This window comes from Streptomyces sp. NPDC029044, assembly GCF_040637495.1.
Classification (GTDB): domain Bacteria; phylum Actinomycetota; class Actinomycetes; order Streptomycetales; family Streptomycetaceae; genus Streptomyces.
In genome coordinates, this window is record NZ_JBEZWN010000052.1 from 44,523 (window position 1) to 54,032 (window position 9,510).

General features: G+C 73.1%; 8 protein-coding genes. 6 read left to right on the forward strand and 2 right to left on the reverse strand.

The genetic code is table 11. The features are described from left to right. The first annotated feature begins 66 nt into the window (after positions 1–66). From AB0E85_RS30500 to AB0E85_RS30515, 4 genes are all read left to right on the forward strand, one after another. Complete coding sequence (locus tag AB0E85_RS30500) at positions 67–744, forward strand: AIM24 family protein (RefSeq protein ID WP_361933819.1); 678 nt, start codon at positions 67–69, stop codon at positions 742–744. A 172-nt stretch (positions 745–916) separates the two neighbouring features. Further along, positions 917–1,972, forward strand: a complete 1,056-nt coding sequence (locus tag AB0E85_RS30505; protein WP_361933820.1) for a tetratricopeptide repeat protein — start codon at positions 917–919, stop codon at positions 1,970–1,972. Between the two features lie 101 nt (positions 1,973–2,073). Further along, a complete protein-coding gene (locus AB0E85_RS30510; protein ID WP_361933842.1) occupies positions 2,074–3,081 on the forward strand; it encodes a polyprenyl synthetase family protein in 1,008 nt (335 codons plus the stop codon). Between the two features lie 428 nt (positions 3,082–3,509). Continuing rightward, on the forward strand, positions 3,510–5,150 hold the full coding sequence (locus AB0E85_RS30515; RefSeq protein WP_361933823.1) for a serine/threonine-protein kinase: 1,641 nt from the start codon (positions 3,510–3,512) through the stop codon (positions 5,148–5,150). Here the strand turns inward: AB0E85_RS30515 and AB0E85_RS30520 are convergent. After that, positions 5,142–6,605, reverse strand: coding sequence for a serine hydrolase domain-containing protein (locus AB0E85_RS30520; RefSeq protein WP_361933825.1), 1,464 nt, complete (start codon positions 6,603–6,605; stop codon positions 5,142–5,144). The genes AB0E85_RS30515 and AB0E85_RS30520 overlap by 9 nt on opposite strands. Positions 6,606–6,677: 72 nt before the next feature. Between AB0E85_RS30520 and AB0E85_RS30525 the strand changes: the two genes are divergently transcribed. Then, the gene (locus tag AB0E85_RS30525; protein ID WP_361933828.1) at positions 6,678–7,649 is read left to right on the forward strand and encodes an LLM class F420-dependent oxidoreductase; all 972 of its coding nucleotides are present in this window, start codon (positions 6,678–6,680) and stop codon (positions 7,647–7,649) included. Here AB0E85_RS30525 and AB0E85_RS30530 read toward each other — a convergent pair. Next, positions 7,546–8,241 carry a hypothetical protein gene (locus AB0E85_RS30530; RefSeq protein WP_361933830.1) on the reverse strand — a complete coding sequence of 232 codons (696 nt, stop codon included), beginning with the start codon at positions 8,239–8,241 and terminating at the stop codon, positions 7,546–7,548. The two genes, AB0E85_RS30525 and AB0E85_RS30530, sit on opposite strands and share 104 nt — an antisense overlap. 150 nt (positions 8,242–8,391) lie before the next feature. On the opposite strand from AB0E85_RS30530, the gene AB0E85_RS30535 reads away from it, so the two are divergent. After that, positions 8,392–9,507 (forward strand): hypothetical protein, encoded by a 1,116-nt coding sequence (locus tag AB0E85_RS30535; protein WP_361933833.1) that lies wholly within the window; start codon positions 8,392–8,394, stop codon positions 9,505–9,507. Positions 9,508–9,510 lie beyond the last annotated feature (3 nt).

Here is a 9,510-nt window from a genome sequence, read left to right on the forward strand (position 1 = left end):
GCACTGCACGACCCCGCCTCCCGCGCGATCTTGGCGGAGGGAGACGCTCCGGGCGAGGATGCCCGTATGAAGGGTGACCTCTTTTCCAGTGAGCACATGGTGCAGCCGGCCGTGGCGCCGGGCATGACGATCGAGAACTCCAAGTGCATCCGGTACACGGTGAACGGCGAGATGCTCGCCCGGCAGGGCGCGATGATCTCCTACCGCGGCAACCTCCAGTTCGAGCGCAAGGGCCAGGGCGTGGGCGGCATGCTCAAGCGCGCGGTCACCGGTGAGGGGCTGCCGCTGATGGCGGTGCGCGGGCAGGGCGAGGCCTGGTTCGCGCACGAGGCGCAGAACTGCTTCATCGTCGACGTCGAGCCGGGCGACGAGTTCACGGTCAACGGCCGCAACGTCCTGTGTTTCGACGCCACGTTGTCGTACCGCATCGCGACCGTGAAGGGCGCCGGCATGACCGGCGGCGGCCTGTTCAACAGCGTCTTCACGGGGCACGGCAGGCTGGGCCTGGTGTGCGAGGGCAATCCGCTGGTCATCCCCGTCTCGCCGCAGTACCCGGTGTACGTCGACACGGACGCGATCGTCGGCTGGACCGCGGGTCTTCAGACCTCGTTGCACCGTTCCCAGTCCATCGGCTCCATGCTGCGCGGCGGCTCCGGCGAGGCGGTTCAACTGCTGCTCCAGGGCGAGGGGTACGTCGTCGTCCGGCCGAGCGAGGCGACACCGCAGAAGGCCGGCCAGCACTGAGCGCCCGTCAGGTGATCTGCGCCTCAGAGGCAACCCGGTCCGTGCCGCCGACGTCTTGATCGGCAACAGGTGATGCCCTGGCCCTTGCGGCCAGGGCAGGTCTCCCCCCTTCTATACACGTCATGTATACGCACCGCGTATACATGAGGCGTATACGGACCGAAAGGCTTCGATGTACGGCAAGGCATTCGCCCCGGAGTACCAGGGCGCGCTCACCACTCTGTCCGTCAACTCCTCACTGACCGACGTCCTGGCCGCCGGTACCGAGCAGTTGAGAGCGGCCGAGCGCGCCGGTCAGCCCGGCGAGGTGGCGCGTTCCGGGCTCGCGGTGGCCGAGGCGCACCGCCGGCTGGGCCGGGTCGAGGACGCGGACCGTGCGTGGAAGGCGAGCTACCGCGCGGCCCGGCAGGCCGGGGACGTCGGGGCGATGGCCTGGGCCCTGTGGAGCGGGGGCACGCTGGCCCGGCAGCGCGGCGCGCTCCCGCTGGCCCGCAGGCTGCTTCAGCTCGCCGCCGACCTGGGCGAACAGGGCGGGGACATCGTCGTCCGCGGCTACTCGCTGGCCGGCCTGGCCGAGACCGGCCGCATCCAGGGCGACTACGAGGCCGTCGGCCGGCTGCACGAGCAGTTGCTCGCCGAGGCCCGGCGGCGCGGGGAGGCCCGGCACACGGTGTGGGCACTGGAGGGCATCGCACAGATGCACCGCAACACCGGGCGCTACGACACGGCGTACGCGCTGTTCGAGGAGGCCGCCGAGATCGCCGCCCGGGCCGACGACCGGCGCGGCCACGCCTGGGCGTTGCGCGGGCTGGCCGATGTGGTGTCGGTGCGCGACGGCGACACCGAGCGGGCCCTGGAGCTGCTGAGCGAGGCGGAGACGACGTGCCGCGCGATGCGGCTGTCCAGCGCGCTGGCCTACAACCACAAGATGCGCGGCAACGTCCTGTACCGGGCGGGGCGTTACGCGCAGGCACGCGAGCTGTACGAGCAGGCGCTCGAAGAGTTCCGCGAGATGAGCGAGCCGCGCGGGGAGGCGCTGTCGCGGCTGGGACTCGCCAAGTCCCTGGCCCGCCTGGGCCGCGACCGCGACGAGACGGCGGCCGAACTGGCCGACCTCGCCGGTCTGCTGGAGCGCATCGGCCTCCAGCACGCCCGCCGGATGGTGGCCCGGGCCCACGAAGAACTCGGTATACCCGCGGCCGGGCGGGCGACGGAGGCAGCACGGTGACGGCTCTGCCGACGACCCTGAGGGCGGCGACGGCAACCGGCTCCGGCCGCAGTGCCCCGGCCGCCCGGACGGCACGCCCTGGCGAGCCGCGTGATCTCGCGATCGGCGCCGACGACATCCCCCAGGTCCTCCACAGGTGCCGCGCCCTGGTCCGGCCGGCCCTGGAAGAAGCCGTCGGACGGCTGCACCCGTGGGTCGGCGAGATGGCCGCGTACTCCTTCGGCTGGTGCGAGGTCGGCGGCGCGCCGGCCGTCACCTCCGGCGGCAAGGGCGTACGGCAGGCGCTCGCGGTGCTGGGCGCCGAGGCTGCCGGCGCTCCGGGGCGGGCCGGGGTGGCGGCGGCCGTCGCGGTGGAGCTGGTGCACACCTTCTCCCTGCTGCACGACGACATCATGGACGGCGACGCCGACCGGCGGGGCCGCCCGACCGTGTGGAAGGCCTACGGCACAGGGCCCGCGGTGCTCGCTGGCGACGCCCTGTTCGCCCTGGCCGTCGAGACCCTCGCCGCGCAGCCACGAGGCGCCGGGGCCGTTCGGACGCTGTCCGTGGCACTGGGTGACCTGGTGCGCGGACAGGCGGACGACCTGCTCTTCGCCGACCGCCCGTGGACAGGGCCGGAACGGGTGCGGCCGGACGAGTACCGGGCGATGGCCGAGCGCAAGACGGGCGCGCTGCTGGGCTGTGCGGCAGCACTGGGTGCCGTGCTCGGGGGTGCCGGTCCCGGGACGGCCGCCGCGCTCGACCGGGCGGGCCGGCATCTCGGCGTCGCGTTCCAGATCGTCGACGACGTGCTGGGAATCTGGGGCGATCCCCGCGTCACCGGCAAGCCGGTCCACGGTGATCTGCGCGAGCGGAAGAAGACGTTCCCGGTGCTGGTGGCACTCGGCTCCCCGCTGGGCGACCGCATCGCCGCACTCCTGGAGACGGAGGACACGCCGGAGACGGCCGCGACGCTGATCGAGGAGGCGGGCGGCCGTTCGGCGGCGATGGCGGAGGCCCGGAGGCACGTCACAGCCGTCGAGACGGCGCTCGCCGGGGCGTCCTTGGCCACGGGGGCCGCCGGCGACCTGCGATCGCTGCTCGCCTACCTGGTTCGACGCGAGGCCTGAACCGACGCGAACGGCCCCGCGACGGCGGGCAAGGACGCTCCCGGACGGAAGGCCGTTCAGGGCTCCGTCGCTTCGGTCCGCGCCGGCGATCCGGGCCGCTGTCGGGGAATCCTTCGCGGAATTCATCGGAGGGCTCGGAGTTCAGACGTTGTACACGTCCGCATTTACCGCCGGTTACCACCAGGCCGGGCCGGAATTTCCTAATGCACGGCCTGCCGCGGGCTAATTCCTCGCGCCCGCGGCGGCCCGGGCGGCCGTGGTGAACCGCACCCGAGCCCGCGAAAGACCGTTTTCCCTCGCACACTTGAGCCCATCTCTTGAACAAAAGACAAGAATGAACACGGAGTTGCGATCGGATTGAACGCGGACGGGCTCACTCCCCGTACCTCTGGAAAAGGTGAGAGCCAGGTTTCCAGCGAGGGATGGCCATGGGCAGGGCGCACGTCTCCACACACCAGTTGGTCGCCGGCCGGTACCGGCTGCTCGAGATCATCCAGCGGGAGACCAACCGCATCTGCTGGTACGCCGAGGACACCGGGACCGGCGAGATCTCCCGCCCGTGCCTCGTGACCCAGATCGGGCTCCCGGAGGACCCGCGCGGAGCCGAGCGCCGGGCCGCCGCCCGCCTGCTGCGCACGACCGAGAACATGGCGCTGCTGTGCCCCGGCCGCATCGCCACGGTGGTCGACGCCGTGGAGGAGGCCGGCGCGCTGTGGACCGTCAACGAGTGGATCGACGGCACCCCTCTCGGCGAACTCCTCTCGGAGCAGGGCACCTTCAACTACGTGCGGGCGGCGCGGATCGGCCTGGAGCTGCTCGACGTGCTGGACGCCGCGCACGCCCAGGGCATCACACACGGCGAGCTCAGCCCGGGCCAGGTGTTCGTGCGCGAGGATCACTCGGTCGTCGTCACCGGCTTCGGTCTGGCCGGCGCGACCCTCGCACCGCGTCTGACGGCACCGGCGTACGCATCCCCGGAGCAGGCCCGTGACCAGCGCATCGGTCCCGCGGCCGATCTGTGGGCGCTGGGCGCGATCCTGTACACGATGGTCGAGGGGCGCCCGCCGTTCCGGGACCGGGGACGCCCGGAGAACACCCTGAAGGGCGTGGACCGGTTGCCGCTGCGCACGCCGGTGCGCGCCGGGCCGCTCACCCAGGGCGTGCAGGGGCTGCTCCGCAAGGACTCACGGGAGCGGCTGACCCGCCCGGTCGTGCGCGAGGCGCTGACCCGTGCGCTCAGCGAGGATCCCGAGGCGGCCCTGGCCGCCACGCCGGTCCCCCGGTTGCGCGGAGCCTATGCCGCGATGCGGCCGGGGAGCCCGGCGTGGAGCAGACGGACCATGGTGGCGGGGACGGCCCTGGCCGTCGTCACCGTCGCCGTCGCCGTGCTCGCCGCGACCCAGGGGCTGCCCGGCACGGACGGTGGCAGCGACGCGGCCGAATCACCGGCCCGGCCGCCGGCCTCCGCCGCCACACCGGGCGAGAGCACCGGTGGCGACAGCCCCGGCCCGTCGGCGCCGCCCAGCCCGCCCGAGTCCCCCTCCCCCACCCCCACGCCGTCCTCCACGTCCCCCACTCCCACGCCGTCCGCCCCGGCCACGGCCCTGCCGCCCGGCTTCCAGCGCTACCGGGCGGCGGAGGGCTTCTCCATCGCGCTGCCCGAGGGCTGGAAGCGTCTGGACACCGACCGCGACGGCGCTGCGTACCGGGTCGTCTTCGGCGCGAAGGGGGACGACCGCACGCTGGCCGTCACCTACAGCGAGCAGGCGGGTCCGGACCCCGTGGCCGTGTGGCGGGACGACGTCGAGCCGAACCTCAAGCAGGCCGACGACTACGACCGGATCGGAGCGATCCGCGCGACGACGTACCAGGGCCGCCGGGCCGCCGACATGGAGTGGACCGCTGACGTCGACGGCGCCCGGGTGCACACCCTCGGCCGTGGTGTCCTGCTGGGCGGCGGCCGGAGTTTCTCGCTGCGCTGGACCACCCCGGACGCCGACTGGGAGGACGCCGCCAACCAGGAGGTGCTGCGCACGTTCTTCCAGACCTTCCGGCCCGGCTCAGACTGAGGGGCGCGGGGCGCACAGGGTGCTGAGACGTCCGCCGTGCAGCGGCCGGGTGCGCCAGGACGCGGTGAGCGTCCCGTCGGCGAGGGAGCAGGTCAGTGCCAGGCGGTGCGGGGTCTCCAGGAACACCACGTCCACGGCCAGCGTGCCGGCATCGGTCCAGCCGCCGCTCACCGCGGTCGGCACGGGTTCCTCGGCGACCGTCCAGCCCTCCCCCGCGAGACGCAGGGCGAGCCGGTCCGGGTGGTCCGGCCGGTCGCCTTCCCCGGTGAGGGTGAGCGTCCAGCCGTCCGCGTCCCGGTCGAGCCCGGCCGACCGGACCGGCCCGGCCCCCGCGGAGGGCCCCGCGGAGGGCGTGAACGCGGCGGCTGTCCACTCCCGCTCCCGTTCCGGGGGTACGGGCCGGCCCGGGGCGGGCGGCAGCGCGAGCCGGGCGAGGCGCTCGCGCAGCTGCGCGTCGGCGTCCGCGCGGCCGGTCAGCGGCCCGGGCCCGAAGGCGGGCAGCAGATGCTCCCAGACGAGGTTCAGGTACTCCTGCATCCGCTCGGTCGCCGCGGTGGAGGCGACGACCACGTCGTGCTCCGGCAGCACCAGGCAGAACTGGCCGTACGCGCCGTCGCCCCGGTAGCCGTGCCGGGACGTCCAGAACTGATAGCCGTACCCCCGGTCCCAGTCCTGCCGTTCCACGTCACCCATGGCCCCCGCGGTCGGTATGTGGGGCTGCGAGGCCCGGGCCGCCCACCCTTGAGGCAACAGCCGCCTGCCCTCCCACAGCCCGTCGCACAGATACAGCCGGCCGAGCCGGGCGACGGCGTCGGTGGTGGCGTGCAGGCCGCTGAAGCCGAGCTCGCGGCCGGCACGGTCACGGCGCCAGGCCACCTCGCCGATGCCCAGCGGATCCAGCAGCCGGGGCCGCAGGTAGTCACTGAGCGACTGCCCGGTCACCCGCTGGACGATCGCGGCGAGCGTGTAGGTGGCGGGCTGGTTGTAGGCGAAGACCGTGCCCGGGTCGTCGTCGGGCGGCAGCTGGAGGAACCCTCGGACGGGTTCGGCGGGGTCCCGCCCGAAGGCTTCGTGGACGGTGTCCCGCCGGTGGCCGCTCGCCATGGACGCCACATGCCGTACCAGCATGGCCCGGCTGCGCGGATCGGTGATGCCGGCCTCGAACTCCGGGAAGTACGAGATCACCGGCGCGTCGAAGTCGAGCAGCCCCTCGGCCTCGGCCAGCGCGGCCGCGGTCCCGGTGAAGCTCTTGCTGAGCGAGTACATCAGGTGGAGGCGTTCGGCGGTGTACGGCGCCCACCAGCCGGAGGCCACCAGGTGCCCGTGCCGCATGATCATCAGGCTGTGCGGCTCGATCCCGGGGGCGGCTTCGAGGGCGTCGAGGAAGGCGTGGACGCCGCAGGCGTCGACACCCTGGGCGGCCGGACCGGACATCGGCAGGGAGGAAGCGCTCATGGATGCATCCTGCACCCGTCGGCGACCTTGATCGAGCAGTTTCCGGGCCCGCTGTCAGGGGACTCGCCGGTTATGGTGCAAATCGGATACACGATGATGACCGAGCAGGCCGGCCCCCGTGACCTCGTCGACCATGTGGTCCGGGCCGAGGAGGCCGGCTTCGACTTCTCGGTGACCTCCGACCACTACTTCCCCTGGCTGCGCTCACAGGGTCACTCGCCGTACGCGTGGGCCGTGCTCGGCGCCGCCGCCCAGGCCACGTCCCGTATCCCGCTGATGACGTATGTGACGTGCCCGACGTTCCGCTACCACCCCGCGGTGGTGGCGCAGAAGGCGGCGACGGTGCAGTTGCTGTCCGAGGGCCGGTTCCGGCTGGGACTGGGCTCGGGCGAGAACCTCAACGAGCACGTCGTGGGCGGCGGCTGGCCCTCCGTCGACGTGCGGCACGAGATGTTCGAGGAGGCCGTGGAGATCATCCGCGCCCTCTTCGAGGGCGGGCACGTCAACCACCGCGGCACGCACTTCGACGTGGAGTCGGCCCGGCTGTGGGACCTCCCCGACGAGGCGCCGCCGATCGGGGTCGCCGTCTCCGGCGAGCGGTCGTGCGAACTCGCGGGGCGGCTCGGGGACCTGGTGATCGCGACGGAGCCCAAGCCCGGGCTGCTGGAGGCCTTCGACCGGCACGGCGGCCAGGGCAAGCCCCGGGTGGGCCAGCTGCCGGTCTGCTACGACCCCGACCGGGACACGGCCGTCAAGCGGGCGCACTCCCAGTTCCGCTGGTTCGGCAGCGGCTGGAAGGTCAACTCGGAGCTGCCGCACCCGGATTCCTTCGAGGCGGCGACCCAGTTCGTCACGCAGGACGACGTCGCCGACGCCATTGCGTGCGGTGACGACCCGGACGCGTTCGTCGAGGCCGTCCGCCCGTACGCCGAGGCCGGGTTCACCGAGGTCGCCCTCGTGCAGATCGGTGGCGAGTCACAGCCGGCGTATCTGGACTGGTCGGAGAAGACGCTGCTGCCCGCGCTGCGCGACGCGTTCGGCTGAAGCCCTCGGCCAGCGTCTCGACGGCCTGTTCCACCGACTGAGCCCTCCGCCCAGGGGGGCTCTTCTTCACGAGCGCGCTCACCCGCTGGGCCTCCTCCGTCGTGGGCAGGAACCCGGCGAGCAGCAGGGGCAGCAACAGCCGCCGCACGAGCACTTCGCTCTCCGAGGTGACCTGCGGCCTGCGCACCACCGAGACGTTGACCCGGATCGCGTGTTCGTTGCCGGGCGGGACGCCCGCACGCTCCGTCTCGATCGCGGCGTAGCGGAAGCCGTGCGCCAGGTCGCAGGCCGGGCAGCCGGCCGGGCCGCGGGCGAGCCGGCCACCGCAGTCGGGGCACGCCAGCCGGTCGAGGGCCGCGTCCACGATCCGCCAGTCGTGCCGGTGCGGTTCGGCCGCGACCATCTCGGCGAGCGCCCGTTCCTGGTCGCCGCCCGCGACGGTGTCCCACTGCCGCAGGAAGGCGGCCCACTCCCCCTCGACGATGCCGTCCACGAGGTCACGGCAGACGGCACAGCCGGGGGCACCGCCGTACGCGTAGCCGCGGCACTCCGTACAGCGGCGCAGCGTGAGGTCCGTCTCCTGTCGCACCATGCCGAGCATCGTCGCGCACGCGCGCCCCGTGAGGACAACGGTTTTCGGACGGGCCGCCGCCCGGGCGTGAACAGCGAGGTCAACGGGTGCCGCTAGGCTTCCGTGCGCACCTCGTGCCGTCCCGTCCGCCCCGCCTCAGGAGAGTCGTCCGTGACCGTTGCCATCACCCCGCCCGAGACGTCCCCCGCCGCCCCGGCACCCGTCTCCGACCACGTCGCGCAAGACGCGCGGGAGTTCGGGGCGTACGCCCGGACCGGCGGGTGGGCCTTCGGACTGAAGGTGGCGCGCAGCGTGCGGCCCGGCGGGCAGGGCGCGGACGAGACACCGAAGGTGTCCGCGAAGGAGTTCGCGGAACTCGCCGGCTGCTCCCCGGAGCGGGTCATGCGTTACTACAAGGCGTGGGACCGGGCGGCCGACGACGGGATGGTCCCGCACTTCGAGGCGTTGGCGCCCGGTCAGGAGGTCGAACTGCCGGACGCCGACGTGTGGCTGGGCTACTACGTCTCCCGCAACAGTGCGACCTCCGAACGCGGCACCGCCATCACCGAGGCGGCCGAGGCGGAGGGCATCCGGCCCACGAAGGCCCTGGAGGTCGCGGAGAACCCCACCGCCCTGCGCGCCGCGATCCTCGCCGACCCCTCCACCGCCCGCGCGGCCCGCCAGGCCCTGCTGGACCGGGTCCGGGAGGACCCGGACCTCCAGTCGGAGCTGGCCCGTGACGTGGTGCGCACCGACGAGCTGAAGAAGGCCGTCGCCGGGGAGAGCAGGGCGGCCGACCGGATCGGGTACGTGCGCCAGATCGCCGAGTCGGGGCAGATCAGGACGCCCGCCGGGCAGACCGTCGACGCGCCCGCCGATCTGCGCCAGGAGGCCGAGCGGCACCTGTCCCTCATCGACGAGCTGGACGAGGGCGAGGACGCCGGCGAGTGGGCCGCCGAGGCGTACGACACGATGAAGTCCCTCGTCGTCGACGTCGTGGAGGCCGATCCGGGGCTGCGGGTGCAGGAGCGGCGCACGAAGTTCTACAGCAGCCTGCAGAAGGCGACCAAGGTGTTCGAGGAGCTGACCTTCGACGACGCCGGGGAGTTCTACGAGGACGACATGGTGCAGCGTCTGGAGGATCTGCAGCGGGCCGTCGCCGTCTGCATCGAGTCGCTGCGGGGTGCTCGCGGGACCTCGGCCTCGTCGTACTCGCCGTCCTTGGCCGTCAGCATCAGGATCGGCACGTCGTGCCCGGCGGCGCGCAGGGCGGCGCAGACCCGGTAGCCG

Bases quoted from the DNA above. Each gene is read 5' to 3' on its own strand.
- AB0E85_RS30500 (WP_361933819.1), top strand. From the start codon at position 67: ATGAAGGGTGACCTCTTTTCCAGTGAGCACATGGTGCAGCCGGCCGTG.
- AB0E85_RS30505 (WP_361933820.1), top strand. From the start codon at position 917: ATGTACGGCAAGGCATTCGCCCCGGAGTACCAGGGCGCGCTCACCACT.
- AB0E85_RS30515 (WP_361933823.1), top strand. From the start codon at position 3,510: ATGGGCAGGGCGCACGTCTCCACACACCAGTTGGTCGCCGGCCGGTAC.
- AB0E85_RS30520 (WP_361933825.1), bottom strand. From the start codon at position 6,605: ATGAGCGCTTCCTCCCTGCCGATGTCCGGTCCGGCCGCCCAGGGTGTC.
- AB0E85_RS30525 (WP_361933828.1), top strand. From the start codon at position 6,678: ATGGTGCAAATCGGATACACGATGATGACCGAGCAGGCCGGCCCCCGT.
- AB0E85_RS30530 (WP_361933830.1), bottom strand. From the start codon at position 8,241: ATGGTGCGACAGGAGACGGACCTCACGCTGCGCCGCTGTACGGAGTGC.